General features: G+C 68.9%; 24 protein-coding genes and 2 pseudogenes. 13 read left to right on the top strand and 13 right to left on the bottom strand.

The features are described 5' to 3' along the window. Positions 1-553 (bottom strand): annotated as a pseudogene (locus E3O46_RS00380) (DUF222 domain-containing protein); the annotation flags it as partial. Between the two features lie 170 nt (positions 554-723). Here E3O46_RS00380 and E3O46_RS00375 point away from each other — a divergent pair. The 8 genes from E3O46_RS00375 (at position 724) to E3O46_RS00345 (ending at position 10,127) form a co-directional block, all read left to right on the top strand. After that, complete coding sequence (locus E3O46_RS00375; protein ID WP_134446649.1) at positions 724-1,797, top strand: DMT family transporter; 1,074 nt, start codon at positions 724-726, stop codon at positions 1,795-1,797. Between the two features lie 123 nt (positions 1,798-1,920). Further along, positions 1,921-4,026 carry an oxidoreductase gene (locus tag E3O46_RS00370; protein ID WP_338145010.1) on the top strand — a complete coding sequence of 702 codons (2,106 nt, stop codon included), beginning with the start codon at positions 1,921-1,923 and terminating at the stop codon, positions 4,024-4,026. A gap of 209 nt (positions 4,027-4,235) precedes the next feature. Further along, positions 4,236-4,364 carry a hypothetical protein gene (locus tag E3O46_RS18820; RefSeq protein WP_255454104.1) on the top strand — a complete coding sequence of 43 codons (129 nt, stop codon included), beginning with the start codon at positions 4,236-4,238 and terminating at the stop codon, positions 4,362-4,364. 5 nt (positions 4,365-4,369) lie between these two features. Next, complete coding sequence (locus E3O46_RS00365; protein WP_241975478.1) at positions 4,370-6,025, top strand: mannitol dehydrogenase family protein; 1,656 nt, start codon at positions 4,370-4,372, stop codon at positions 6,023-6,025. Further along, positions 6,016-7,092 (top strand): mannonate dehydratase, encoded by a 1,077-nt coding sequence (uxuA, locus tag E3O46_RS00360; protein WP_134446652.1) that lies wholly within the window; start codon positions 6,016-6,018, stop codon positions 7,090-7,092. The genes E3O46_RS00365 and uxuA overlap by 10 nt, the downstream gene beginning before the upstream one ends. 84 nt (positions 7,093-7,176) lie before the next feature. Next, positions 7,177-7,887, top strand: coding sequence for a GntR family transcriptional regulator (locus tag E3O46_RS00355; protein WP_241975479.1), 711 nt, complete (start codon positions 7,177-7,179; stop codon positions 7,885-7,887). 75 nt (positions 7,888-7,962) lie between these two features. Beyond that, on the top strand, positions 7,963-9,024 hold the full coding sequence (locus tag E3O46_RS00350) for a metalloregulator ArsR/SmtB family transcription factor (protein ID WP_134560889.1): 1,062 nt from the start codon (positions 7,963-7,965) through the stop codon (positions 9,022-9,024). Between the two features lie 131 nt (positions 9,025-9,155). Then, positions 9,156-10,127: a DMT family transporter gene (locus tag E3O46_RS00345; RefSeq protein ID WP_134560888.1), complete on the top strand. Its 972-nt coding sequence runs from the start codon at positions 9,156-9,158 to the stop codon at positions 10,125-10,127. Here the strand turns inward: E3O46_RS00345 and E3O46_RS00340 are convergent. From E3O46_RS00340 to E3O46_RS00310, 7 genes are all read right to left on the bottom strand, one after another. Beyond that, complete coding sequence (locus tag E3O46_RS00340) at positions 10,090-11,481, bottom strand: protein kinase domain-containing protein (RefSeq protein WP_134446655.1); 1,392 nt, start codon at positions 11,479-11,481, stop codon at positions 10,090-10,092. The two genes, E3O46_RS00345 and E3O46_RS00340, sit on opposite strands and share 38 nt — an antisense overlap. A 56-nt stretch (positions 11,482-11,537) precedes the next feature. Further along, a complete protein-coding gene (locus tag E3O46_RS00335) occupies positions 11,538-11,858 on the bottom strand; it encodes a DUF6458 family protein (protein ID WP_416172960.1) in 321 nt (106 codons plus the stop codon). A 43-nt stretch (positions 11,859-11,901) separates the two neighbouring features. Beyond that, complete coding sequence (locus E3O46_RS00330; RefSeq protein ID WP_134446656.1) at positions 11,902-12,570, bottom strand: histidine phosphatase family protein; 669 nt, start codon at positions 12,568-12,570, stop codon at positions 11,902-11,904. A 71-nt stretch (positions 12,571-12,641) separates the two neighbouring features. After that, complete coding sequence (locus E3O46_RS00325) at positions 12,642-12,968, bottom strand: putative quinol monooxygenase (protein WP_134560887.1); 327 nt, start codon at positions 12,966-12,968, stop codon at positions 12,642-12,644. Beyond that, a complete protein-coding gene (locus E3O46_RS00320; RefSeq protein WP_134446658.1) occupies positions 12,965-13,771 on the bottom strand; it encodes an ATP-binding cassette domain-containing protein in 807 nt (268 codons plus the stop codon). The genes E3O46_RS00325 and E3O46_RS00320 overlap by 4 nt, the downstream gene beginning before the upstream one ends. Further along, on the bottom strand, positions 13,768-14,814 hold the full coding sequence (locus E3O46_RS00315; RefSeq protein WP_241975475.1) for an ABC transporter permease: 1,047 nt from the start codon (positions 14,812-14,814) through the stop codon (positions 13,768-13,770). Before E3O46_RS00315 ends, E3O46_RS00320 begins: the two co-directional genes overlap by 4 nt. 92 nt (positions 14,815-14,906) lie before the next feature. Next, positions 14,907-16,004: a substrate-binding domain-containing protein gene (locus E3O46_RS00310; RefSeq protein ID WP_134446659.1), complete on the bottom strand. Its 1,098-nt coding sequence runs from the start codon at positions 16,002-16,004 to the stop codon at positions 14,907-14,909. 188 nt (positions 16,005-16,192) lie between these two features. Between E3O46_RS00310 and E3O46_RS00305 the strand changes: the two genes are divergently transcribed. Beyond that, positions 16,193-17,188, top strand: a complete 996-nt coding sequence (locus E3O46_RS00305) for a LacI family DNA-binding transcriptional regulator (RefSeq protein ID WP_134446887.1) — start codon at positions 16,193-16,195, stop codon at positions 17,186-17,188. Continuing rightward, on the top strand, positions 17,185-18,126 hold the full coding sequence (locus E3O46_RS00300; protein ID WP_134446660.1) for a carbohydrate kinase family protein: 942 nt from the start codon (positions 17,185-17,187) through the stop codon (positions 18,124-18,126). Before E3O46_RS00305 ends, E3O46_RS00300 begins: the two co-directional genes overlap by 4 nt. Positions 18,127-18,298: 172 nt before the next feature. Here the strand turns inward: E3O46_RS00300 and E3O46_RS00295 are convergent, their stop codons facing one another. Genes E3O46_RS00295 through E3O46_RS00285 form a run of 3 tightly spaced genes read right to left on the bottom strand, consistent with a single transcriptional unit; the run spans position 18,299 to position 20,272 of the window. Further along, the gene (locus tag E3O46_RS00295) at positions 18,299-19,099 is read right to left on the bottom strand and encodes an SGNH/GDSL hydrolase family protein (RefSeq protein ID WP_241987302.1); all 801 of its coding nucleotides are present in this window, start codon (positions 19,097-19,099) and stop codon (positions 18,299-18,301) included. Between the two features lie 37 nt (positions 19,100-19,136). Beyond that, positions 19,137-19,763 carry a HEAT repeat domain-containing protein gene (locus E3O46_RS00290; RefSeq protein WP_134446661.1) on the bottom strand — a complete coding sequence of 209 codons (627 nt, stop codon included), beginning with the start codon at positions 19,761-19,763 and terminating at the stop codon, positions 19,137-19,139. A 50-nt stretch (positions 19,764-19,813) separates the two neighbouring features. Beyond that, a complete protein-coding gene (locus E3O46_RS00285; protein WP_134446662.1) occupies positions 19,814-20,272 on the bottom strand; it encodes a GNAT family N-acetyltransferase in 459 nt (152 codons plus the stop codon). Positions 20,273-20,301: 29 nt separating this feature from the next. Between E3O46_RS00285 and E3O46_RS00280 the strand changes: the two genes are divergently transcribed. The 3 genes from E3O46_RS00280 (at position 20,302) to E3O46_RS00270 (ending at position 22,437) form a co-directional block, all read left to right on the top strand. Further along, positions 20,302-20,748 (top strand): FAS1-like dehydratase domain-containing protein, encoded by a 447-nt coding sequence (locus tag E3O46_RS00280; RefSeq protein ID WP_134446663.1) that lies wholly within the window; start codon positions 20,302-20,304, stop codon positions 20,746-20,748. Next, on the top strand, positions 20,745-21,185 hold the full coding sequence (locus E3O46_RS00275) for a MaoC family dehydratase (RefSeq protein ID WP_134446664.1): 441 nt from the start codon (positions 20,745-20,747) through the stop codon (positions 21,183-21,185). Before E3O46_RS00280 ends, E3O46_RS00275 begins: the two co-directional genes overlap by 4 nt. A 103-nt stretch (positions 21,186-21,288) precedes the next feature. Next, positions 21,289-22,437 (top strand): UDP-N-acetylmuramate dehydrogenase, encoded by a 1,149-nt coding sequence (locus tag E3O46_RS00270; RefSeq protein ID WP_134446891.1) that lies wholly within the window; start codon positions 21,289-21,291, stop codon positions 22,435-22,437. Positions 22,438-22,590: 153 nt separating this feature from the next. Here the strand turns inward: E3O46_RS00270 and E3O46_RS00265 are convergent, their stop codons facing one another. Together E3O46_RS00265 and E3O46_RS18135 are read right to left on the bottom strand one after the other, a co-directional pair. Further along, entirely contained in the window at positions 22,591-23,253 is a 663-nt protein-coding gene (locus E3O46_RS00265; protein ID WP_134446666.1) for a hypothetical protein, read from the bottom strand. A 9-nt stretch (positions 23,254-23,262) separates the two neighbouring features. Next, positions 23,263-24,341: pseudogene (locus E3O46_RS18135) on the bottom strand (DUF2157 domain-containing protein); the annotation flags it as partial.

Below are 24,341 nucleotides of genomic sequence, written 5' to 3'. Positions count from 1 at the left end.
GCACTTCCGCGTCGGGCACGAGGACCTCCTCGAACACGGCCCGGGCCCGGGCGGCCGCTTCCGGGTCATCATCGACTCGGATGCCCCAGGCCTGCTCCATGATCACCTGGGCGTGCCGGTAACTGATCGCCCCGGTCGCGAGGGCCTCCCGGGTCACGGGGAGGTCTTCGGCGAGTGTCCGGCTGGCTTCGATCAGGGTCTCCGCCGTCCGCCGCGGGAGCCGGAGCAGCGCCCCGACCTCGCACGTGAACTCCTCTTTCGTGGCTTCCTCCGGAGACCACGGCGGGCGCGGCCCACCGGCGCGTTCAGCGGCCTCCGCCCGGGCCCGGCCGACATCGGCGAGCACCCGTTGGGCGGTGTAGACCGCGGCCGCCCGGCGAGCGGTGGCCTGATTGATTTCCCGGTCCGCGTCCCGGATCGCGTCATAGAAATCGGCGAGGGGCGGCTCCACAAGGCTCAGATGCCGGGGGTTCAGGTACGAGTCGGGAGGGGTCCCGGGCGGGGGTTCCGCCGTGCTTTCCGAACGAATAGTTGAGGGTTCTTCAGCTGTCATACCGGTCACTCTACGGACCATCACCGACATTCCACCGGCATCCGCCACCCCACAAATCACCTGTGGATAACCCGGTCAGAACCCCTTTGTTGAGGAGTGGCCGTCTCGGAAACCGGTAGTCTCGCCGACGTCGCGAGTGTGGTCGCCCATGCGTCTGAGAGACTGTGCGGATGAATACTTCATCACCGGAGAACGGCTCGAGGGCGGGTGCCCTCGCCAACCGGGGAGTCCAGGCGGCGCTGGTGTCCGCGGTGCTGTTCGGTGCCGGGACACCGCTCGCCAAGATCCTCCTCGGCGAGGTCAGTCCGTGGATGCTGGCCGGCCTGCTGTACTGCGGCTCCGGGATCGGCCTCGGCCTGATCCGGGTCGTTCGCCGGTCGCCCCGGGTGCGGCTCAGCCGCGCCGAGTGGGTGCCGCTGTCGGGTGCGATCCTGTTCGGCGGGATCTTCGGCCCTGTGCTCCTGATGCTCGGCCTCTCGAACATGCCGGCCTCGGGCGCATCGCTGCTGCTGAACGCCGAAGGTGTCTTCACCGCACTCCTGGCCTGGTTCGTCTTCAAAGAGAATTTCGACCGGCGCATCGCCCTCGGAATGCTCGCGATCGTTGCCGGGGCCGTCATCCTGAGCGCTCCCGGCGGGGCGAACTTCGGAAGCGCCTGGCCGTCCCTCGCCATCCTCGGCGCGTGCCTCTGCTGGGGCCTCGACAACAACCTCACCCGAAAGATCGCACTGACGGATGCGACGTGGCTCGCCGCCGTCAAGGGTTCCGTCGCCGGCCCGGTCAACCTGGCGCTCGCCTTCCTCCTCGGTGCGCACCTCCCGGCAGCTGGAAACATCGCTGCGGCCCTCGTCGTGGGGTTCTTCGCCTACGGCATCAGCCTGGTTCTCTTCATCGTCGCAATGCGCCATGTGGGTACGGCGCGGGCCGGGGCGTACTTCTCGATCGCGCCATTCTTCGGCGCGGTGCTGGCCATCATTCTCGGTGACGCCGTGACGTGGCCTCTCGTCATCGCCGGCTTCCTGATGGCTGTCGGGATCTGGCTTCACCTCACCGAGCGCCACGAGCACGAGCACACGCACGAACCGATCACGCACGACCACTGGCACACTCACGATGAGCATCACCAGCACGACCATGCCGAGCCGGTCTCGCCGGGAACCTGGCACAAGCACGAACACACGCACCAAGCCATCACCCACACGCACGAGCACTACCCGGACATGCACCACCGGCACGAGCACTGAGCCTGACAGATTCCGATTCGGCCGTTTCTGCGGTCCCCCTCGCCGCGCTGAGCGTACCGTGAGGAGGGAGGGACCGTCGCGGCTTCGCCGAAGAAGCTGCACCCTTGACAACGATGTTGGCGGATCCACTCAACCAAGGAGGATACCGCTACGTCAATCCTGACTGTCCCAACGATTAAGACTGCACCACCAGCATCCGCTGCGCCCGCCTCTCCGGCGCCGCCCCGCGCATCCGTTCGATATCGCCGCCTGTTCGAACCGACGAACCTCGGGTCGATGGAGCTCAAGAACCGATTCGCGATGGCGCCGATGGGGCCCCTCGGTTTCTCCGATGCGGAGGGCGGCTGGAATTCGCGCGGCATCGAGTACTACGTCGCGCGAGCCCGCGGCGGCGTCGGGCTCATCATCACGGGAATCACGCCCGTCACCAACCCGGCGGAGAAGTTTCCGAACGGCAGCGTGCCGATGCCGATGCGGAATCCCGGTGCGTTCCTCCGCACCAGCCGTGAACTCGTCGAGCGGGTGCACGCCTACGATGCCAAAATCATGCTGCAACTCGGCGCCGGCTTCGGTCGGGTCATCATGACCGCCTTCCTCCAGGGCGGCGCGCAGCCGGTCGCGCCGTCGCCGATCAAGCATCGCTGGTCAGAGGCCATCTGCCGCGAGATGACGGTCGAGGAGATCCACGCGACGGTGCGGAGCATGGGCGATTCCGCGGTGCTCGCCCAGCGCGCCGGGTTCGACGGCGTGCAGATCCATGCCGTGCACGAGGGGTACCTCCTCGACCAGTTCGCGACCTCCTTCTATAACCAGCGCACGGATGCGTACGGCGGAAGCCTCGACAACCGGTTGCGCTTCGCCCGCGAGATCGTCGACGAAATCAAGGAACGCTGCGGCGCCGACTACCCGGTCACGCTGCGATTCAGCCCCAAGTCGTTCGTGAAGGACTGGCGAGAGGGCGGCCTTCCCGGGGAGGACTTCATCGAGAAGGGCCGCGACCTCCCGGAAGGTCTCGAGGCCGCGCGCCTCTTCGAGGAGTACGGCTACGACGCCCTCGACATCGACGTGGGCACCTACGACTCCTGGTTCTGGAACCATCCGCCGATGTATCAGAAGAAGGGTCTCTACGTGCCCTTCGCCAAGGCGGTCAGCGACGCGGTCGGCATCACGGTCATCTGCGCCGGCCGGATGGACGACCCGGACATCGCGCTCGCCGCGGTCGAGGACGGCGCGACGGACCTCGTCTCGCTCGGCCGCCCACTTCTGGCCGACGCCGACTACGTCAACAAGCTGCACAGCGGGCACCAGAACCTGATCCGCCCATGCCTCTCCTGCCAGGAGGGGTGCATGGGCCGGATCGAAGCGTTCGCCGCCATCAACTGCGCGGTCAACCCCCAGTGCGGACGCGAAGCCGAATGGCGCCTGCACCCGGCGCTCCGGGCCAAGAACGTGATGATCGTCGGCGGCGGGGTCGCCGGCTGCGAGGCGGCCAGGGTGCTCGCGTTGCGCGGGCACGTGCCCGTCATCTATGAGGCCTCCGCTGCCCTCGGCGGAAACCTGATTCCGGGAGGTGTCCCCGATTTCAAGGAGGACGACCTCGCGCTGATCCGCTGGTACGAGGCCACGCTCGCCGAGCTCGGAGTCGAGGTGCACTTGAATGCGCCGGTCGACGAGACGATGATCGAGGCATCCGCCGCGGACGAGATCATCGTCGCCACCGGTTCGGTGCCACGGCTCTTCGCACTGCCGGGCGGCGTGCCGGTGTTCTCGGCCGCCGACGTGCTCGAGGGCGTCTCGGACCCGGGCGCGACAACCGTGATCGTCGGAGGCGGCCTCGTCGGGTGCGAGCTCGCCCTGCACCTCGCCGACCACGGGGTGAACGTCACGATCGTCGAGCAGGCCGAGGACATCCTCGACGTGTCCGGGCCGCTGTGCGAGGCGAACCACATGATGCTGCACGAACTCATTCCGTTCAAGGGCATCGCGACGGTGACGTCGGCCACGGTGCTGCGTGCGACACCGCAGGGCGTCGTCGTGGTCGTCGGCGGCATCGAGCGGGAGATCGCGAGCGAATCGGTGATCCTCTCGGTCGGCTACGCCTCGAACAACACGCTGTACCGGAGCATTCTCGATTCCGGCAAGGAGATCCACCTCCTCGGCGATGCCCGCAGGGTGTCGAACATCATGTACGGGATCTGGGACGCCTTCGAAGTCGCCTCCGGCCTGTAGGCGGCGACCTTCGCGCACCGAGCGCGGGTGTTGCGCCGTTCCGCTGGTGGTGCGCCACCCGCGTTGCGGCGGAGCACCCGCGCTCGGTGCGTCCGGCACGCCCGCGGCACTGTCCTAGCCATTCCTGTGGAACACTAGTATGGTAGTAGTCAAAGCAACCAGGGACCATCCGTCTCGGGACGAGCTCCATCCCCAGGAAGGTGGCGACAATGACCGTCGCACACGCACCAGCACAACCCAAAGCACACGCCGGCACGTACAAGCTCGTCCCGGAGAATAAGGGCAAGACGCTCGAGCAGATCCAGGTCGAACTGACAACGGCGGGAGCCAAGAACTGATGCTGATGCTCACGACCGAAACCATGCAGAACCTCGCCGCGTTCGAATCGGCCGGTATCACCGTGCCGCACTTCGACCGCGCCGCGGTCACGCGAGCCACCACGGCGAACCCGGCCTGGATCCACTTCGGCGGCGGGAACCTGTTCCGCTGCCTGCACGCCTCGCTGCAGCAGCGACTGCTCAACGCCGGTGAGAGCGAGACCGGAATCGTCGTCGTCGACACCTACGACGACGAACTGATCGAGACGATCTACCAGGGTCGCGACAACCTCTCGTTGACCGTCGTGATGAAGGCGAACGGGGACATCGAAAAGGAACTGATCGCGAGCATCACCGAGAGCCAGTACCTCGCGGAGTCGAACCCGGCCGGCACCGCGCGGGTCAGGGCGATCTTCGCGAACCCGAGCCTGCAGCTCGCCACGGTCACGATCACCGAGAAGGGCTACAACCTGAAGGGCCCGGACGGCGAACTTTCCGGGCTCGTGCTGGGGGACATCGAGGCGGGCCCGGACCACGCGCGGCACACCATGGCGCACCTCGCCTCGCTTCTCCTCGAGCGCTACCGGGCCGGCGCGACCCCGATCGCGATGGTCAGCACCGACAACTTCTCGCACAACGGCGAGAAGCTCCGCGACGCGATCCTCGTGGTCGCCCGGGCCTGGAAGGACAGGGGCTTCGTCGACGACGGGTACCTCGGCTACCTCACCGACCCGGCGAAGGTCGCATTCCCCTGGAGCATGATCGACCGGATCACGCCGGGCCCGTCGGCCTCCGTCGCCGGCGAGCTGCAGGCAGCGGGATTCGGCGACACCGAGATCCTCGTCACGCAGAAGCACACGACGACGGCGCCCTTCGTGAACACCGAGGAAGTCAACTACCTCGTCGTCGAGGACACCTTCCCGAACGGCCGTCCGCCGCTCGAGAAGGCCGGCGTGTACTTCACCGACCGCGACACCGTCAACAAGGTCGAACGCATGAAGGTGTGCACCTGCCTCAACCCGCTGCACACGGCCATGGCGATCTACGGATGCCTGCTGGGCTTCACGTCGATCGCCGACGAGACCGCAGACGCCGACATTTCGGCCCTGATCACGGGGATCGGCTACCGCGAGGGGCTCCCCGTCGTGACGAACCCCGGCATCATCGACCCGAAGAGCTTCCTCGACCAGGTCGTGGGGGAACGGCTGCCGAACAAGCGCATCCCGGACACCCCGCAGAGGATCGCCTCCGACACCTCGCAGAAGGTCGGCATCCGCTTCGGCGAGACGATCAAGCTCTACCGGAACACTGGCGCCGCCGACGATCTGACGTTCATTCCGCTCGCCATCGCCGGCTGGTGCCGCTACCTGCTCGCACTCGACGACGGGGGAGAGCCGTTCGAGCTGAGCCCGGACCCGATGAACGAGCACCTGCGCCGGTACGTGAGTGACATCAGGCTCGGGGACCCGGCAAGCGTCGGCCGGCGGCTGCATCCGATCCTCTCCAACCGGGACATCTTCGGGCTGAACCTGTACGACACCGGACTCGGTGCGCGGATCGAGGGGTACGTCGAAGAACTCGTCGCGGGCCCCGGGGCGGTTCGCAGCACGCTGCACAAGTACGCGAGCACCACAAGCAACAGCACCACAAGCAACACAGAGGAGACAGCATCATGCAAATGACATTCCGGTGGTTCGGACCCGACGACGACAAGATCACGCTCGGGCAGGTCCGGCAGATTCCGGGCGTCGAAGGTGTCGTCGGCGCCCTCTACGACGTCCCGGTCGGCGAGGTCTGGCCCAAAGCCAAGATCGCCCAGCTGAAAGCACAGATCGAGGAAGCCGGGATGAGCCTCGAGGTGATCGAGAGCGTCAACATCCACGACGACATCAAGATCGGGCTCCCGAGCCGCGACGCGTACATCGAGAACTACAAGGAGACCATCAGGAACCTCTCCGAGTTCGGTATCAAGGTCATCTGCTACAACTTCATGCCGGTCTTCGACTGGGTGCGCACCGAGCTGGCCAGGACGCTTCCCGACGGTTCGACGACGATGGCCTATGACCAGTCCATCGTCGACACCATGGACCCCGAGGGCATGGCTGCATCGGTCGAGGGCGACTCGAACGGATACGTCATGCCGGGCTGGGAGCCCGAGCGCATGAAGGGCCTCAAGGCCCTGTTCGCCCAGTACGCGGATGTCGACGAGAAGAAGCTCTCCGACAACCTGCGGTACTTCCTCGAGGCGATCATCCCGACCTGCGAGAAGTACGACATCAAGATGGCCATCCACCCGGACGACCCGCCCCGGCCGATCTTCGGCCTCCCCAGGATCGTGAAGAACTTCGACGACCTCAAGGCCATCGTCGAAATGGTCGACAGCCCACACAACGCGCTGACCCTCTGCACCGGCAGCCTCGGTGAGAATCCGGAAAACGACGTTCCCGCGCTCATCCGCTATTTCGCCGGTCGCGACCGGGTGCCGTTCGCCCACGTGCGCAACATCAAGCACCTCGGCAACGACAACTTCGAGGAGGCCGCGCACCTTTCGGAGATGGGTTCGCTCGACATCTACGAGATCATGAAGGCCTTCCACGACGTCGGCTTCGACGGGTACATCCGTCCGGACCACGGCCGGATGATCTGGGGCGAGACCGGGCGCCCGGGCTATGGCCTGTACGACCGTGCGCTCGGAATCGCGTACCTCAACGGGCTGTGGGAAGCCATCGACAAGGCCTCCAGGGCCTGAGCCGCCCGGTTGGTGGGCCCGGACTTCCGGGCCCACCTGACTGCGCCGTACCATGCAAGAACACCAGCGCCTCATACTAGAAAGATGACGATGGATTCGGGAGCGTTTCGGGCCAGGCCCGCCACCACACGGCGCAACGCCCGCACGCACGCCCTCGAGATCATCCGCCAGAAGATCATCACGCTCGACCTGGCCCCCGGCACCCGGCTGTCCGAGAACGAGCTCGCCGGCCAGCTCGGGCTGTCCCGCACCCCGATCCGCGAGAGCCTCATCCTCCTCGCCGAGGAGCAGCTCGTCTTCGTGGTCCCTCAGGTCGGAACGCTCGTCGCGCCGATCCTGCTCTCCGAGATCGAGACGGCCCAGTTCGTGCGGGAATCCCTCGAGCTCGCTGCCCTGAACGAGTCGGTCGCCCGCGCGACGCCCGACGACATCGCCGAACTGAACGCGATCATCGACGCTCAGCGGATCGCGGACAGCCGCAAGACCCAGTCCGGCTTCTTCACCCTCGACGAGGAGTTCCACGCGACCCTGATGGGCATCAGCGGCCACGGCTCCGCCTGGCGGACCGTCGCCCAGGCCAAGGCGCACCTCGACAGGGCCCGGCACCTGTCGTTGTCCTTCACCGGGATGAGCGTGTTGATCGACCAGCATCAGGTCATCACCGACTCGCTCGCGGCGGGCGATGGGGATGCGGCCGCGAGCGCCATGCGGGAGCACCTGCGCCGTGTCTTCAACGACATTGCCGCAGTGCGGCAGACCAACCCGGAGCTGTTCACCCTCGACCCGTCCCAGTAGGCGCGCGGGACGCCGGCCAGGTGGCACGCCGGGTCGCCAGGGGCATCCGCTGCCCGGTCGCATAGACTCGCGTCTATGCGAACAGACCTTGCCGGCCCCGATCCGGACGCGCTGCGGCCGCTCGACCGCGCGGCCGCCGAGGACATCGCCCGGGGCCTGCGCGCGATGGCCGACCCGACCCGGGTGCAGTTGCTCGGCATGATCGTCGGCCGGCCGGACGGCCGCGCACTCGTCGGCGAACTCGCCACGGCACTCGGACTGAGCCAGCCGACCGTCAGCCATCACATGCGCATCATGACCGAGGAAGGCCTGCTCGCCCGGGATCAGGTCGGGCGTCAGGTCTGGTATTCGGTCGTGCCCGAGCGGGTCGGCGACGTTCTCGAGACGACCAGGAGCGACACCGACCCGATCGCGGCCGTCGTGGCCGCGCCCGTGCTGGCGCGCATCACGGACGACCTCGCGACCCGGTTCCGGGGCACGTTCTCGCACGAAACCGTCGGCCGATACGTGCGGGAGAGCTACGAACTCCTCGCCCGGCAGGCGAAGATCACCCGCTATCTTCCCTCGTTCACGGCGCGCTTCGCCGGCGACCGACTGCAGTCGCTGGCCGCGGTGGATGGCCGGAATGCGACGAACGGTCTCTTCGCGACGGACGCGTCCGACGCGTCGGGCGCGTCGGGCACGTCGGGCATTCCGGGTTCTCCAGGCTCTCCGGACGTTCCGGACGTTCCGGACGTGCTGTTCGTCTGCGTTCAGAACGCAGGACGATCCCAGCTCGCCTCGGCCATTCTGCGGTCGCTCGCGGGGGATCGCGTGCGGGTCCTGACGGCAGGGTCGGCTCCGGCCGGCCGGGTCAATCCGATGGTCGTCGCCGCGCTCGACGAGATCGGCGTTCCCCTCGCGGGCGAGTACCCCAAGCCGTTGACGGACGAGGTCGTCCGGGCGGCGGACTACGTGATCACGATGGGCTGCGGCGACGCGTGCCCGGTCTATCCCGGCCGCACGTACCTCGACTGGGACCTCGCCGACCCCGTCGGACTCCCGATGGAGGGCGTCCGGGCGATTCGCGACGAGATCGAGGCGCGGGTCAGGGCCCTCCTCGCCGACCTCGACCGGATGCGGCTGCCCACGACCTGAGTGTGCCCTCCGAGATGTACCTTTTCCGGTCGAGAGCCACCGGCAGAACGGGAACACTCGACCGGAACGGTGCATCTCAACCGTCCATCTCACGGTGGCAGGCAGCGGCAGGGCGCATGGAACAATGACGTATGACCGTGCGGGCTTCGAGGTGGCTGATCGTGCTTGCGGCCGTGTGCTTCGGGACGACGGGCACCGCTCAGGCCCTCGGCGCCCTCGGCGGTGCCCAGGCGAGTGCGACGTCTCTCGGCGCGGCGCGCATCGTGTTCGGCGGCGCGCTCCTGACGATCCTCGCGTTCGCGGTGGCGCCCGCTGAGCGCCGGAGGCGGTCGGCCGGGGCCGGGGCCGACCGCGACGGCGACAGCGACCGCGAGCCGGGGCGCGTCCGCGGCCGGCTGCGCGGCTCGAGCGGGGCGCTCGTGCTCCTCGGGGCTGCGGGCGTTGCCGCGTACCAGCCGGCTTTCTTCACCGGGACCGCGCAGAACGGGGTCGCGGTCGGCACCCTCGTCGCGCTCGGATCCGCTCCCGTGCTGACGGGACTGCTCGAGTGGGGCTGGTTCCGCAGGCCCCCGGGCATCCGCTGGGCGTGTGCGACGTTCGTTGCGGCGACGGGGGTGGCAGCGCTCTCCGGGCTCTACAGCGGGGGAGGCGGTCCCGTGACGGCGCTCGGGATCGCGGGCTCACTCGGTGCGGCCGCGTCCTACGCCGTGTACACGCTGAGCACCAAGCTGCTCCTCGATCGCGGCTGGTCGCCCACCACAGCCATGGGCGCCACCTTCGGTGCGGCCGCCGTGCTGATGCTGCCCGTGCTTCTCGCAAGCAATCCGGCCTGGCTCGCCCAACCGGCCGGGCTGGCGACGGCCGCGTGGCTCGCGGTCGTGACGACGGCCCTCGCATACACCCTGTTCGCCCGCGGATTGCGGGGCCTCCCGGCCTCGCAGGTATCGACACTCACGCTTGTCGAACCCGTGACGGCGACCGCACTCGGAATCTTTCTGCTGCACGAGGACTTCACTCCCGCGACCATCTGCGGCATCCTGCTGCTTGTGACGGGACTCGCGATCCTTACGGTGCCCCGGCGGATGCCGGTGCGGGCCGGGTGAGGTCCCTGCCGTACTCGAGCCGCAGTTCCAGTTCGTTCATGACCAGGGCGGCGAGGTCGCCCAGGGTCTCGATCTCGGCATCCGTCACGGTTCTCGGCTCGAAGTCGAGCACGCACAGCGTGCCGAGGTTGAATCCGTCCCGGGTGCGCAGCGGAACGCCCGCGTAGAACTGCAGGCCGAAACCACCGGAGACCAGGGGATTCGCGAGGGCGCGGACATCCGTGCGCGCATCCTCGATCACCCAGGGCCTGTCCTGCATGATCGCCGAGGCGCACAGGCCAGGGTCTCGGGAGATCTGTTCGAGGTCGAGCCCGGCATGGGACTTGAACCAGATCCGGTCCTGGTCGACGATGCTCATGATGGAGATCGGCACCGAGAAGATCCTGGCGGCGAGTGCCGTGATCCGGTCGAAGGTTCCGTCCGGAGGCGTGTCGAGGATCTGCAGGCGCGCGACCGCAGCCATCCGCCCTGCTTCGTCCGTCACGAGGGGACTGGTTTCCTCGCCCCGGTGCCTGCCCGTCTCCGTGATCACGGCCTGGCGGAGCGCGAGCACCACCTCGCCGATGTCCGGCCGGTCGGCGGGGTCCCTGGCGAGCATGGTGGACAGCAGGTCGCGCCAGGCCGGCGATATCGACGCCGGGATCACCGGATCGCGCAGGAGTCGGGCGACGGCCGCCGGAACCGGCTGGCCGGGAAAGGCGAGTTCCCGGGTGAAACACTCGAGGAGCACCAGTCCGAGAGCGTAGATGTCACTCGGCGGTCCCACTTCCTCGCCTCTGGCCTGCTCCGGGCTGAGGTACGCCGCCGTTCCCGACGTCATGCCGCCGTTGGTCAGGCGCTCACTCGCCGGGGACAGCGCGATGCCGAAGTCGGTGAGCTTGGCGCGCGCCCGGAACCGGCTGCTGTACTGGGCGAGGAGGATGTTCGCCGGCTTGATGTCCCGATGCACGATGCCTCGCCCGTGGATGTACTCGAGGCCCTCGGCCAGGTCATAGCCGACCTGGGAGATGTTCCGCACCGACAGCGGACCTTCGAGGAGTCGCTCCCGGAGGTCGACGCCGTCGATGAGCTCCATCACCAGGAAGATCTGGCGTCGGTCGGGCGTGGCCCGGTGCACACCGACGTCGAAGAGCGTCACGAGGCTATGGTGACTGAGGCTTGCAAGCACGTTGATCTCGGCCTGCTGGCGCTGGATGTCGTCCTGTTCGATGGCGACGGTCGTGAATACCTTGATCGCGACATCCCGGCCGAGCCTGTTGTCGGCGGCCCGGTAGACGGACGCCATGCCGCCGCGTCCGATCAGCTCCTTGAGCTGGTAACGGTGGCCAAGAAGCCCTGTGGGTTTCGCGGTCATCTGACCCTGTCAGTGTCGAGGTTTCGGTTCGCCGGGATATCCCGAACCTGGGAAATTCAGATCAGCGGGTCGCGCTCGGTCGTCTGCCGGGTGATCTGTTCACCGCTGGCAGGATCGACGGCGGACCGAGTCGTTGAAACGGACTGTCGCCGCCGCGTGATCAGCACGATGCCGAGGATGACTCCGACAAGTCCGGCGAGCATCAGGATGTAACCGATCGTCTTCAGGTCGATTCCCGCGACCTGGAGATCGACGGCGAATGCAAGGATCGCTCCCACGACAAGGAGGAAGATTCCGGCGCCAATGCTCATCGTGTTGTCCATTCTTCGGGATGCGGCGAGGCCGAGTCCGAGCGATCCGGTGTCGTACAGTTGCATCAGATTAGCCTAGGTACGCCGAAAAGAGAACCGGTGGGCGCGCTCAGAATCCACGGTCCGCCGGCAGTCCGGCGGGTCCGGACGAGGCGGGGGCACTCGTCAGGACCTCGGGGAGGACGCTGCCGATCCAGCTTTCCGCGGTCCACCCCGTGAGCGGCGAACCGGTGACGACGATCGTGCCGGTATTGCTGAGCGGATTGTCCGACACGTAGCCGGCGTGGAGGTTGCTGCAGGAGTACCCCGTCCAGGCGCGCAGGATCGCTCCGTGGCTGACGAAGGCGACGGTCTCGTGCCCGAGATCGTCGGCCTCCGTCACGACCCGGTCGAACCGGGCGAAGGTGTCCCTGCCGGACTCTCCTCCGGGCATCACGGTGTCGAGGTCGCCGTTCGCCCAGGCCAGGAACGTCGTGCAATAGGCGTCAACGGCGGCCCGGTCGTGGCGTCCCTCGAGGTGGCCGGCTGCGACCTCGCGGATGTCCTCGCGGACGCGGGCCTCGAGTCCCCGCGCCGCCGCGAGCGGTGCCGCGGTCTGCTGGGTGCGTACGAGGGTGGAGACGTAGAGGGCGTCGATCGTCACCGATTCGAGGGCGGCCACGAGATTCCCGGCCTGCTCACGACCGAGCGGCGTGAGGTCGGCGCCGGGGTGCGCGGTATCGAGGAGACCACCGACGTTGGACACCGTCTGGCCGTGCCGGATCAGGATGAGGCGCATGGTTACCTTTCGGGACGCCCGGTCGTCGGGCATCCGCTTCTAGGATGCCCAACGATCGGCCCTCGCAGAAATCAGACGGTGAGAGGAGTCAGCCAGGTCAGCTCCGATCCCTCGCCCTCGATCAGGTCGCCGAGGGCTGCGTTGAACACGGCCCCGTAGGCCGCCGTGATGTGCGCCTGGAACGCTTCGGCGTCGCGGTACACCTCGTACACGAAGAACTCGAGCGGGTCCGAAACGCGGCGGTGCGGGTCGAAGGTCACGTTGCCCGGCTCCCGGCGAACGTCGACGGTCAGGCCGGCGAGGAGCGCGGCCACCTCGTCCCCGCGGCCGGGGCGGGCGGTGAATTCGGCGTACAGGGCGACGGGCTCGCCGGGATGCGTGGGCGGTGTGATGGTCATGCCTTCCTGGCCCCGGTCATGATCGCGACGGCATCCGTCATCGAGTGCGACTGCGGCGTGATCGTCGCGGCGCACTTGCCGAGGCGCTGGATGTGGATACGGTCGGCGACCTCGAACACGTGCGGCATGTTGTGGCTGATCAGGATGACCGGGATGCCCCGGTCGCGGAGGTTCTTGACCAGCTGGAGCACCTGGTTCGACTCGCGGACGCCGAGGGCCGCCGTCGGTTCGTCGAGGACGACGACCTTGGAACCGAATGCCGCCGCGCGCGCGACGGCGACCGCCTGGCGCTGACCGCCGGAGAGGTTCTCGACCGCGACGGTGACGTCCTGCAGGGTGCTGATGCCGAGGTCGGCCAGCTCCTGCCGCGCACGCTTCCGCATGCCCTTCTTGTCGACCATGCGGAACACCGAACCGAGCAGGCCCGCACGCCGCAGTTCACGGCCGAGGAAGAGGTTCGAGGCCACGTCGAGGGCCGGGGATACGGCGAGGGTCTGGTAGACCGTCTCGATGCCGGCGGCGTGCGCGTCCTGGGGCCGCTTGAACTGCACGGGCTTCCCGTCGAGGGTGATCTCGCCCTCATCGGCGACTTCGGCGCCGGTCAGGCACTTGATCAGGGTGGACTTGCCCGCACCGTTGTCGCCGATGATCGCGAGGACCTCGCCGGGGTAGAGCTCGAGGCTGACCCCGTCGAGGCCGACGACGCGGCCGTAGGTCTTGACGAGCTTCGTTGCCGTGAGGATCGGCTCTCGGACCACGGACGGTCCTGCGGCCGACGATGTGCTGCCATCGAGGAGGGTCATTTGCGTACCTTTCGAATCCACTGGTCGACGGAGACAGCAAGGACGATGAGCACGCCGACCGCGAAGGTCTGCCAGAGCACATCGAGTCCGGCGAGGGAGAGCCCGTTGCGGAAGACGCCGACGATGAGGGCGCCGAGCAGGGTGCCCCAGATCGTTCCGCGGCCGCCGAAGAGGCTCGTGCCGCCGATGACGACGGCGGTGATCGAGTCGAGGTTGAGGTCGGTGCCCGCGTTCGGCGAGGCCGCGTTACTGCGGCCGATCTGGATCCAGGCGCCGATCGCGAGAATCGCCCCGGCGGCGAGGTAGACGCTCATGAGTACCCGGCTGACGCTGATGCCGGCCAGGCGGGCAGCCTCCTTGTCGTCGCCGACGGCGTAGACGTGCCTGCCCCATGCGGTCTGGGAGAGGATGAAGGCGATCACGACGTAGAGGACGAGCATCATCAGCACGCCCATCGTGAAGTTGACCCCGCCAATGGAGAACGTGGTCCCCGTCCAGGTGAGGAGGTCGGGCATGTCGCCGCCGCGGACCGTCGCGCCGTTCGAGTACAGCAGCGTGAGCGCCACGAAGACGTTGAGGGTGCCGAGGGTGACGATGAACGGGGGAAGCCGCAGCCGCGTCACGAGGAAGCCGTTCAAGGCGCCGGCCGCGAGTGCGACGAGGAGCCCCGCGAGCAGGCCCACGACCGGCGAGACGCCGTTCTGCACCGTGAACTGGGCGATCACCATCGAGCTGAGCACCATCACAGCGCCGACGGAAAGGTCGATGCCCGCGGTGAGGATGATCAGGGTCTGGGCGATGGCGAGGGTGCCGACGACGGCGACCTGCTGTGTGATCAGCGAGAGGTTGGCCGGGTTGAGGAACCGCTCGTTGAGCATCCCGAACACGATGATCGCGATGACGAGCACGACGGCCGGGCTGATCGCCGGGTAGCGGTGCATGAGGCCGCGCAGCCGGCTGAGGGGAGTGGTGCGGTCGAGGAATTCCTCGGCCAGGTCATGCGGGCCCGTTGCCGGGTTCGCGGTTTGGGTGGGCTGGGTCACGATGGGCTCCGGTTTCCTAAACGCCTACAGGGAAGCCCCGTGGGATGCCGGAATCGATTCTCGGCACCCCACGGGAGCGGTAGCGGCTCTGGCTAGCCCCAGCAGATGCCGGATGCCTTCGTCGTGTCGATCGAGTCGACCCCGGTCTGCGGGGCGTCGGTCACGAGCGCGACACCGGTGTTGTAGAAGTCGAGGCCGGGGCTCGTGGTCGGCTTCGCACCCTTGTTGATCAGGTCGACGATCGCCTGCACGCCGAGTTCGGCCATCTTGACCGGGTACTGCTGGGCGGTCGCACCGATGATGCCGTCCTTGACCTGCTTGACGCCCGCGCAGCCGCCGTCGATCGAGACGACGATCATGTCGGTCTTGCCCGCCGCCTTGAACGCCTGGTAGGCGCCGTAAGCTGCGGGTTCGTTGATCGTGTAGACGACGTTGATGTTCGGGTTCTTGCTCAGGAGCGTCTCGGCCGCGGTGCGCCCGCCGTCCTCCGCGCCGTTCGTGGGCTCGTTGCCGACGATCTCGTAGTCGCCGCCGCTGTACGTTCCGGTCTTGGCTTCGTCACCGTTCTTGGCCTTGTCGGCCGTGTTGATGCCCATACCGTCCAGGAAGCCCTGGTCGCGGTTGACGTCGACCGAGACGATCTTGTCGCCGAAGAGGTCGAGCATCGCGATGGTGGCCTTCTGGCCGGCGAGCTTTGCAGCGGTCCACTTGCCGATGTCCTGGCCGGCGAGGTAGTTGTCCGTCGCGAAGGTGATATCGACGGAATCCTTGTTCGTCGGCGGCGTGTCCAGTGCGATCACGAAGAGGCCGGCGGCGCGGGCCTTGACGAGCGCGTCCTCGACGCTGGGGCCGGTCGGGGTGATCAGGATGCCCTTGTCGCCCTTGGAGATGGCGTTCTCGACGGCGGTGATCTGGCTCGCCTCGTCGCCGTCTGCCTTGCCGGCAGCGAGAGTGAGGGTGACGCCGGCCGCGTCTGCGGCCTTCTTGGCGCCGTCTTCCATTGCGACGAAAAAGGGGTTGGTGGTGGTCTTGACGATGAGCGAGACGCCGATCGGGCCGGAGGCGGCCCCCGTGGTGGAACTGCTCGAGGCGTTCGAGGAACAACCGGCGAAGCCGATCGTGGCGAGCGTGGCGACCGAAGCGGCGGCAATCATCCGCGTGACGGTGGATTGTGTGGTGGTGCGATTCATCTTTGAATCTCCTCTTGCTAGGGGGGAGGGTGCTCCCTGACAACGATGTCAGTGATCATCTTCAGCGGTGAATGTAATAAGGTCAAGTGCAATCGTGAGGCGGAGACCAAACTGTGACATCGATGTCAGGACCGGAAGACTGGGTGGCGAGCCCGGTGGACGTCGTCGACCCGCGTGCCCGCCCCACGATGAAGAACGTTGCAGCGCTCGCCGGGGTCGGCGTGAAGACCGTCTCCCGGGTGATCAACGGTGAACCGAATGTGTCGCCCGCCACCATCGCCCGGGTGCGTGCCGCGGCCGAGAGCCTGGACTTCCACCCCGACCTGCATGCGGGCAACCTGCGCAGGGCCGACGGCCGCAGCAGCACCCTCGGCCTGCTCGTCGGCAGCGTCGGCAACCCGTTCTCCGGCGCGATGCACCGCGCCGTCGAGGACGCGGCCAACGCCCGCGGCGTCGCGGTCTTCGCGTCGAGCCTCGACGACGACCCCGACCGTGAAGAAGTCGCGGTGTCCGCGTTCCTGCGCCGTCGCGTCGACGGCCTCATCCTCACGACCGTGTCGAAGAGCCAGAGCTACCTCCTGCCCGAGTTGCGCCGCGGCACTCCCGTCGTCTTCGTCGACCGCGAGCCGGCCGGCGTCGAAGCGGATGTCGTCGTGAGCGACAACGCGGCGGGTGCGGCGGCCGCGACGCGGCATCTGCTCTCGTACGGGCACAGGCGGATCGCCTTCCTCGGCGACCGGGCCGACATCCAGACGGCGCAGGAACGCCGCCGCGGGTTCCTCGAAGAACTCGGGCGGGCCGGGGTCGCGACCGCGGACATCCCGGTCATCACCGGCCTGCACGACGAGGACGCCGCGAACCGCGCGCTGATCGCGTTGCTCGAGTCGGAGCATCCGCCGACCGCCGTGTTCAGCAGCCAGAACCTCATCACCATCGGCGCGGTGCGCGGCCTGCGCGAGCGGGGCGCACACCACACGGTTGCGCTCGTCGGCTTCGATGACGTGCCTCTTGCCGACCTGCTCGAACCGGGCGTCACGGTCGTCGCGCAGAACCCGCACGAGATCGGCCGGCTCGCTGCCGCACGGATCTTTGCCCGACTCGACGGAGACCGCTCCGCCGGGAGAACCTATGTTGTACCAACCGAGCTGATCACTCGCGGATCAGGGGAGATGAGACCGAAATGACAGAAAACCAGACAGCGCCAGACACCGAGACTGCGGGTGCGGGGGCGACCCGCCCGCGCGTCGTCGTCGTCGGCGACGCGCTCATCGACGAGATGCGCGAACCCGATTCAGTGCAGGAGTTCCCCGGTGGGGCGGCGCTCAACGTCGCCGTCGGCCTCGCCATCCTCGGCGTGCCGACGACCCTGATCGCGATGGTCGGCGACGACGCCGACGGCGCCGTGCTCCGGGACTTCATCGCCAGCTACGACGTGGAGCTGATCGCGACGCCCGGACCCTTCGGGAGCTCCCGGGCGACCTCCGACCGCACCGACGGTGAGCCGAGATACGCCTTCAACGAAGCCGCGCAGAAGCGGCGCATCGAATTCGGTCCCCGGGAGCGCGCCGCCCTCGATGCCGCGCCGCTCGTCGTCGTCAGCTGCTTCCCGTTCGACGACACCGCGCAGACGGATGAGTTCCTCGCCGCGGTCGGCGACGGCGAGCACCGCCTCGTGATCGACCCGAATCCGCGGGCAGGGATGCTGCACGACAAGGCCCGCTTCGTGGAGAACTTCGAGCGCGCCGCAGCGAGCAGCCTGCTGACCAAGGTCGGCGACGAGGACGCGGAGCTCCTCTACGGCAGCAGCCTCGAGGAGTTGCGCGAGCGCCTCGTCGCGAGCGGAACGCACCACGTGCTCGCGACCGCTGGCCGCGCAGGGGCCTCGATCAAGACCGACGACGGCCTGCTCGTGAGCGAGCCGATCGCGTCCTTGCCCGGCGCGGTCGTCGACACCATGGGCGGCGGCGACGCGACCCTGGCGTCGAGCGTGCAGAGTTTCCTCAGCGACGGCGTCCCGACGGATGCCGCAGGCTGGCAACATCTGCTCGCGAGCGCCATGCGCATCGCGGCCGCGACCTGCCGCTCGGAGGGAGCCCTGCTCCGCGTGCCGCCCGCCCTCTGAGCCGCGCCGCCGAGCGGCCGTGAGGTGTCGCAGATCGACGTTCCCGGGGCTCAGGAACCTCGATATGCGACACTTCAGCGCGTGGGTGGCGGGCCTCGTGAGGTGTCGCAGTTCGACGTTCCCAAGGCTCAGGAACGTCGATATGCGACACTTCAGGGCGTGCGGGGGTCGTTCAGGCGGGGTCGACGGCCGTGAGGAGCGGGATCTTGGGTTCGCGGCCGTCGCCGGAGGACTTCCCGCTCAGGCGCCGCCCGATCCACGGCAATACGTAGCCGCGGTAGTAAGCCGCGGTGCGCATCCGCTGGGCCGCAGGGGCCGCAGGGGCCCCCGACGCATCCGTCGCCGACCACTCCGCAGGAACCGGTACGCCGAGAGCCGTGAGCACATTGGACGCGATCAGGGTGTGCCCGCTCGCGTTCAGGTGCAGCTTGTCCGCCGACCAGTACCGGGTGTCGGTGAGCCGGGCATCCGCCCAGTTCTCGACGAGCGTGACGCCGGGCCGGGTGAAGGCCGCGCGGGCGGCGTCGGCGAGCTGGTCGCCGCGGCGCTGCATGAGTGCACCGAGGGGGAGCTGCTTCGAGGGGTTGCCGCCGCTCAGCACGAGCATGTGCGCGCCGTGCGCAAGCCCGGCCTCGACGACCTCGCTCATCAGCCCGACCACGCGCGAAATCTCCACGCGCGGGCGCATCATGTCGTTGCCGCCGCCGCAGATGGACAGCAGGTCGGGCGCCTGGACGAGCGCGGGTTCGAGCTGTTCGGCGACGATCGGGCCGAGCAACCGGCCGCGCACGGCGAGGTTCGCGTACGAGACCGGGGCAGCGGATGCTGCGGCGAGCCCGAGCGCGACGAGGTCGGCCCAGCCGCGCAACCGCCCGTCGGGGAGTTCGTCGCCGACCCCCTCGGTGAAGCTGTCGCCCATGGCGATGAAGCGCTGGTACATCCGACCCCCTGTTGCTGCGGGCGTGCCCCGCATCCGTCACCAGCGCGATGTTACCCGCCCGCGGCTGGGGTCAGCGCTCGGGGTGGCTGTGCTTCGTTCCGTGGCTGTGCTTCGTGCCGTGGGTCTGTTCTTCGCCCTGGCTCGGGTCGCGGGACAGCTGCCAGCGTTCCTGCAGCACGTCGCGGGCCTGTTGGGCGGCGCGGCGCACCTCCTTGTCGGGGTCGCGCAGGCGCTGCACGATCGTGGGGAGGTTCTCCTCGGTGCCCTGGGCGGCGAGCGCGTGCAGGGCGGCGGCGCGCACGCGCGGCACCTCGTCCGTCGTGAGACGCACGAGCTTCGGGGCGACCTGCAGCTCGCGCAGCTGCACGACGCGGGCGCACATCTCGCGCACCCGCCAGGCCTGGTTGTTCAGCCCGACGACGATGTACGGCGCGGCCGACTCTCCCCAGACGTAGAGCAGCGCACGCGCGCCCCAGAGCTCGGGCCAGTACAGCGCAGGGGCGCCCTCGAGAATGCCGAGCGCGTGGCGGCCGCCGGCGTACAGAAGGAAGTCCTTGCCGGCGTTCTTGGCGCGCAACAGGGCCACGGAACTGTCGACCACCGCGGTCTCGCCGTAGTGCTCGACGGCCGCGTGGATGCGCTCGGCCGTCGGAAGGTCGATGGGAAGGTCGGGGTGTGGCTCTAATTTGTTATGCATAGCACTCCCCACGGTACTGCCCGGGAGGCCACGGGGCCACTACGGCCGCGTCACATCGTGCGTGCGCCCAGCATCCGCTCGAAGCCGGTCGCGTGCTCGTAGACGCCGTAGTTGCCGATCTCGGTGTAGCCGAGGCTGCGGTACATGGCGAGAGCCTCCGGCTGCCGGTAGCCCGTTTCGAGGCGCAGCCGGGTGTAGCCGAGCTCGAGCCCGAGCGATTCGAGCGCGCCGAGAACCGCGGCGGCGTACCCCTGCCTGCGGTAGGCGGGGCTTGTCCACAGGCGTTTCGCCTCGCAGGTGTCGGCATCGAACCGACGGATGCCGCCGCCCGCGACGGTCACGTCGCCCTCGCGCAGCACGATGAACCCGCCATCGGGTGCCGCGAAATCCGCGGCCTTGTCCTCGAGAACGTCATCGCCGCCGCCGTACCGCAGCGTGTATTCGCGATTGAGATCGCTCAACAGGGGGACCACTTCGGCGTCGGTCAGGCGTACGCGTACAAATTCCACGGATCCAGTCTGCCCGGTAAACTCCTCGTGTGTCTGTCAACCCCGAACTGCAGGGCCGGGTCTTCCCGCCCGTCGCCCCTTATCTCGTCGGTCGGGAGAAGGTGCGGGAGTTCTCCCGTGCCGTCTTCGCGCGCAACCCGATCAACCACGACCCGGCGGCCGCCCGAGCGGCCGGCTACGCCGACGTCGTCGCCCCGCCGACCTTCGCGGTCGTCGTCCAGGAGGCCACCCTCGCCCAGCTCCTCGCCGAGCCCGACGGCGGCATCGACTTCAGCCGCGTGGTGCACGGCGAGCAGCGCTTCACCTTCAGCCGCCCGATCGTCGCCGGTGACGAACTGACCGCCACCCTCTCCGTCGCAAGCGTGAAGAGCCTCGGCGGCCACTCGATGGTCACCGCGGAGTCCCGCGTCGTCGACGCGACCGGCGCCCACGTCGTCACCGCGACATCCACCCTCGTCGTCAGGGGAGACGAATGACCCAGGAACCCGCGGCCACGCCCGCACTCGATGAGCTCACCCTCGGCCAGATCGTCGCCACCGGCCTCTTCCCGCTGACGCGCGATTCCCTCGTGCGGTACGCCGGGGCATCCGGTGACTTCAACGCCATTCACTACCGCGACGACGTCGCCGTCTCCGTCGGCCTGCCCGGTGTGCTCGCCCACGGCATGCTCACGATGGGCCTCGCCGTGCAACCCGTCGTCGACTGGGCCGGCGACCCCGCCCGCGTCGTCGACTACCAGGTGCGCTTCACCCGCCCGGTGCTCGTCGATCCCACGCTCGGCGCCGTCGTGTCCGTGGTCGCGAAGGTCGGCCGCATCGAAGCGGATGCCGGCATCGTGCGCATCGACCTCACGGTCACCGCGAACGACCAGACCGTCCTCGGCAAGGCGCAGGCACGCGTCTCGCTCGCCTAGGCCCCCGATGACGGACCCCGCTTTCGGTTCGGTGCCCGCACCAGCGTCGGCGCCCACGTCCGGGCAGGCCGAAACGGACGCCGGGCACGGCGTGACCGCCGGTATGGTGCCGGCGGATGCTGCGCCGACGACGTTCGCCGACCTCACCACGATCCGCACCGGCGGGCGACCGCTGTTCCTGCTCGCGCCGGAGACGGAGGACGAGCTCATCGAGACCGTTCAGGACGCCTGGGCGTCCGGCGAGGACTGGCTGCTGCTCGGCGGCGGCTCGAACACCGTCGCGGCGGACACCGAATTCGACGGCACCGTCGTACGAGTGCTGACCCGCGGCATCACGGTCGAGCGCTCCGCCGACCGCGTGATCCTGCGGGTCCAGGCCGGTGAACCCTGGGACGATCTCGTCGCCCACACCGTCGCGCAGGGCTGGTCGGGGATCGAAGCCCTCTCCGGCATCCCCGGTTCCACCGGGGCCGCGCCCGTGCAGAATATCGGCGCATACGGCCAGGAACTCGCCAACAGCCTCGTCGCGATCGACTTCCTCGACTACGAGAGCGGCGAACGGCGCCGCATCCCCGCCGCAGAACTCGAGCTCGGCTACCGCACGTCGCTGCTCAAGCACGGACTCCGCGGCCTCGTCGTGGCTGTCGAGCTGGAGCTGTGGGACACCGCGGCCGAGGCATCCGTTCTCGGGGCAGCGCTGAGCCGCCCCCTCGCCTTCCCCCAGCTCGCGGACGCCCTCGGCGTGCATGTCGGCGACCGGGTGCCGCTCGCGGACGTGCGCGCGACCGTGCTGCGGCTGCGTGCCGCGAAGGGGATGCTGCTCAACCCGGGCGACCCGGATGCGGCAAGCGCCGGCTCGTTCTTCACGAACCCGATCGTCTCCCTGAGTTTCTCGCGGACCCTGCCGGAGTCCGCGCCGCGCTGGCCGCTGGACGACCCCGAGCTTCCCGACCGGGTGATCCCGCTCGAGGACTACTACGGGATCGGCCCCGTGCCCGGCGCGGTCGAGGTTGTTCCGCTTGTCAAGCTCAGCGCGGCCTGGCTCATCGAGCATGCCGGAATCTCCCGCGGCTTCCGGTTGCCCGGCTCCCGCGCCGCGGTGTCGAGCAAGCACACCCTCGCCCTGACGAACACCGGCGGCGCGAGCGGCGAGGAGATCGCCCAGCTCGCCCGCTTCGTGCAGCAGCGCGTGCAGGCGGAGTTCGGCGTGATCCTGCAGCCGGAGCCTGTGCTCGTCGGCCTCGGCCTGTAGTTCCTGGTTTCGCTGCCGCGCGCCTGCCGGCATCCGCTCTCACGCGCCAGGTGCACCGCTCCGCGCCAGGCATGCCGGTAGCGTAGCGGCGGAAATGGCGCGCGGGACGGGGCGGGGCGCTCAACCGGCATCCGAGTCCGAACTCGGGGCCGGTCAGGTCGCGCGGCGAGCGGCCGCGGCGATCCCCGCGACGATGAGCACGAGCCCCATCAGGATCACGCCGCCAAGCAGCCACAGCGCGGGGTCGGTCTCGCCGGGCACGATCGTGCGGTAGATGATGAAGCCAGAGAAGGCGAGCATCACCGTTCCCCAGAAGATCGTGCCGAAGAGCGGATGCCTCCGCCGCGCCGGCGCCGTCGGCCACGTCTCCGGGGCGGTCGCGCCCGGAGCCGCGTAAGCGGGCGCGGTCGGCGCGGTCGGCGCGGTCGGCGTCGGAGGTGCGGGCGGCGGCGTCGAGCCGGACGGAGGTGTCGCACTCGCACTCGCAGCGGCACTCGGTGCCAGAGGCATCGCGCTTTCCCGCGGTGCGGTGAATGCGGTGAACTCCGGAATGACCGGCTCGGCCGGGAGTACTTCGGTCTCGGCGTTTCCGGAACGGTCCGTCGTGTCGAACGGGAGCACTTCCGTATCGGCCTCCGAGATCGGGAAGGGGATGGTCGCGTTGAGGGGGAGCACCGCGGTCTCGCGTGCGGCGGAATCGGATGATGCGGTGGTCTTGGGGGAGCCGGCGGACTCGGGCGATTCGCCGGTCGCGGGCGGCTCTGCGGAACCGCCGGGACGGCCCGAACCGGTGGACGGGGTGACGGGATCGGTCATGGCGGACTCCTAGCGTGCGGTGCCGACGCGGGCGCCGGACTGGGTGAGGTCGACCTGGCCGGCGAACGACCAGACCCGAACGTGGGTGACGGCCCGGGCATCCGTGGCGTTGACGGTGCGCACGTCGCGGATGAAGACGCCGGCGCGCTCGGGGTCGCCCGATTCGCCGCCGGTCGTCACGACGCCGGCGAGGAGGTTGACCTCGACCTCGACGGGCCGGTCGCTCGGCAGCACGAGCGTCGTCACACCGAATCCGAGCCAGACGTCGACCGTTCGGACGTCCTTCGCTGGGGCGTTGTCGAGGGCGCTGAGATCGACGGTCGGAGTGCCGGCGAACATCGCGTAGCCGGGGGGAGCCCCGGCCGAGGACGAGGGCACGGCCCAGTTGTGGGTGCCGGCGAAGGCGAACTGGGTGCCCTGCGGCATCCAGCCGAGGGCGACGAGGGTGAGCGCGGCGAGGAACGCGAGCCCGCCGAGGGCCCCGCTCTCCCGGCCGCGGATGCCGGACACGATCATCCCGATCGCCGCGACGCCGAGGGCGACGGCGAGGCCGAGCACGAACGCGGAGTTCGACCAGACCCCGTGCGCGTAGACGAACGCTGCGATCGCCCCGGCGAGCAGTGCGAACCCGAGGGTGATCGCCGAGAGGGCGGCGCTCGGCCGGCGGCCGCGCCGCCAGGCGGCGTGTTCGGCCTGGCGCTGGCGCTGGCGCTCCTGCCAGGCGAGGTTCTGCTCGCGCCAGGCGCGGTTCTGTTCGGAGCGCACCCGGTTCTGCTCCTGCCAGGACTGGTTCGCCGCCGTCGCGCTCGCCGCGGTCGCCGGGTACGCGGCGGTTGCCGGCGTGCCCGGTGCGCCCGGGTAAGCGGATGCCGCAGGGTAGGTCTCCGGCGTCGCCGACGGGATCCCGTTCCGGTTCCGGTAGTCGGCCTGGTACGGATTCTCGGTCGCGGAAGGCGTCGCGATCCACGACGATTGGGGAGCGAAGCCGGCGGACGCGGCCGGGCCGGCGGTGCCGGCAGAGGCCGCGGCGCCGGGCGCGGGTGGAGCCGGCGGAGCCGGAGGAACGGGGGGCGCGCCGGGCGCGGGCG

The sequence above is a fragment of the Cryobacterium glucosi genome (assembly GCF_004402235.1).
In the GTDB taxonomy this organism is placed as follows: Bacteria; Actinomycetota; Actinomycetes; order Actinomycetales; family Microbacteriaceae; genus Cryobacterium; species Cryobacterium glucosi.
This window is presented reverse-complemented; position numbering and strand designations above follow the sequence as displayed.

Coding starts and splice junctions, on each gene's coding strand:
- E3O46_RS00375 (WP_134446649.1), top strand. CDS start 724: ATGAATACTTCATCACCGGAGAACGGCTCGAGGGCGGGTGCCCTCGCC.
- E3O46_RS18820 (WP_255454104.1), top strand. CDS start 4,236: ATGACCGTCGCACACGCACCAGCACAACCCAAAGCACACGCCGGCACG.
- E3O46_RS00365 (WP_241975478.1), top strand. CDS start 4,370: ATGCTCACGACCGAAACCATGCAGAACCTCGCCGCGTTCGAATCGGCC.
- uxuA (WP_134446652.1), top strand. CDS start 6,016: ATGCAAATGACATTCCGGTGGTTCGGACCCGACGACGACAAGATCACG.
- E3O46_RS00355 (WP_241975479.1), top strand. CDS start 7,177: ATGACGATGGATTCGGGAGCGTTTCGGGCCAGGCCCGCCACCACACGG.
- E3O46_RS00350 (WP_134560889.1), top strand. CDS start 7,963: ATGCGAACAGACCTTGCCGGCCCCGATCCGGACGCGCTGCGGCCGCTC.
- E3O46_RS00345 (WP_134560888.1), top strand. CDS start 9,156: ATGACCGTGCGGGCTTCGAGGTGGCTGATCGTGCTTGCGGCCGTGTGC.
- E3O46_RS00340 (WP_134446655.1), bottom strand. CDS start 11,481: ATGACCGCGAAACCCACAGGGCTTCTTGGCCACCGTTACCAGCTCAAG.
- E3O46_RS00335 (WP_416172960.1), bottom strand. CDS start 11,858: ATGCAACTGTACGACACCGGATCGCTCGGACTCGGCCTCGCCGCATCC.
- E3O46_RS00330 (WP_134446656.1), bottom strand. CDS start 12,570: ATGCGCCTCATCCTGATCCGGCACGGCCAGACGGTGTCCAACGTCGGT.
- E3O46_RS00325 (WP_134560887.1), bottom strand. CDS start 12,968: ATGACCATCACACCGCCCACGCATCCCGGCGAGCCCGTCGCCCTGTAC.
- E3O46_RS00320 (WP_134446658.1), bottom strand. CDS start 13,771: ATGACCCTCCTCGATGGCAGCACATCGTCGGCCGCAGGACCGTCCGTG.
- E3O46_RS00310 (WP_134446659.1), bottom strand. CDS start 16,004: ATGAATCGCACCACCACACAATCCACCGTCACGCGGATGATTGCCGCC.
- E3O46_RS00305 (WP_134446887.1), top strand. CDS start 16,193: ATGAAGAACGTTGCAGCGCTCGCCGGGGTCGGCGTGAAGACCGTCTCC.
- E3O46_RS00300 (WP_134446660.1), top strand. CDS start 17,185: ATGACAGAAAACCAGACAGCGCCAGACACCGAGACTGCGGGTGCGGGG.
- E3O46_RS00295 (WP_241987302.1), bottom strand. CDS start 19,099: ATGCGGGGCACGCCCGCAGCAACAGGGGGTCGGATGTACCAGCGCTTC.
- E3O46_RS00290 (WP_134446661.1), bottom strand. CDS start 19,763: ATGCATAACAAATTAGAGCCACACCCCGACCTTCCCATCGACCTTCCG.
- E3O46_RS00275 (WP_134446664.1), top strand. CDS start 20,745: ATGACCCAGGAACCCGCGGCCACGCCCGCACTCGATGAGCTCACCCTC.
- E3O46_RS00270 (WP_134446891.1), top strand. CDS start 21,289: ATGGTGCCGGCGGATGCTGCGCCGACGACGTTCGCCGACCTCACCACG.
- E3O46_RS00265 (WP_134446666.1), bottom strand. CDS start 23,253: ATGACCGATCCCGTCACCCCGTCCACCGGTTCGGGCCGTCCCGGCGGT.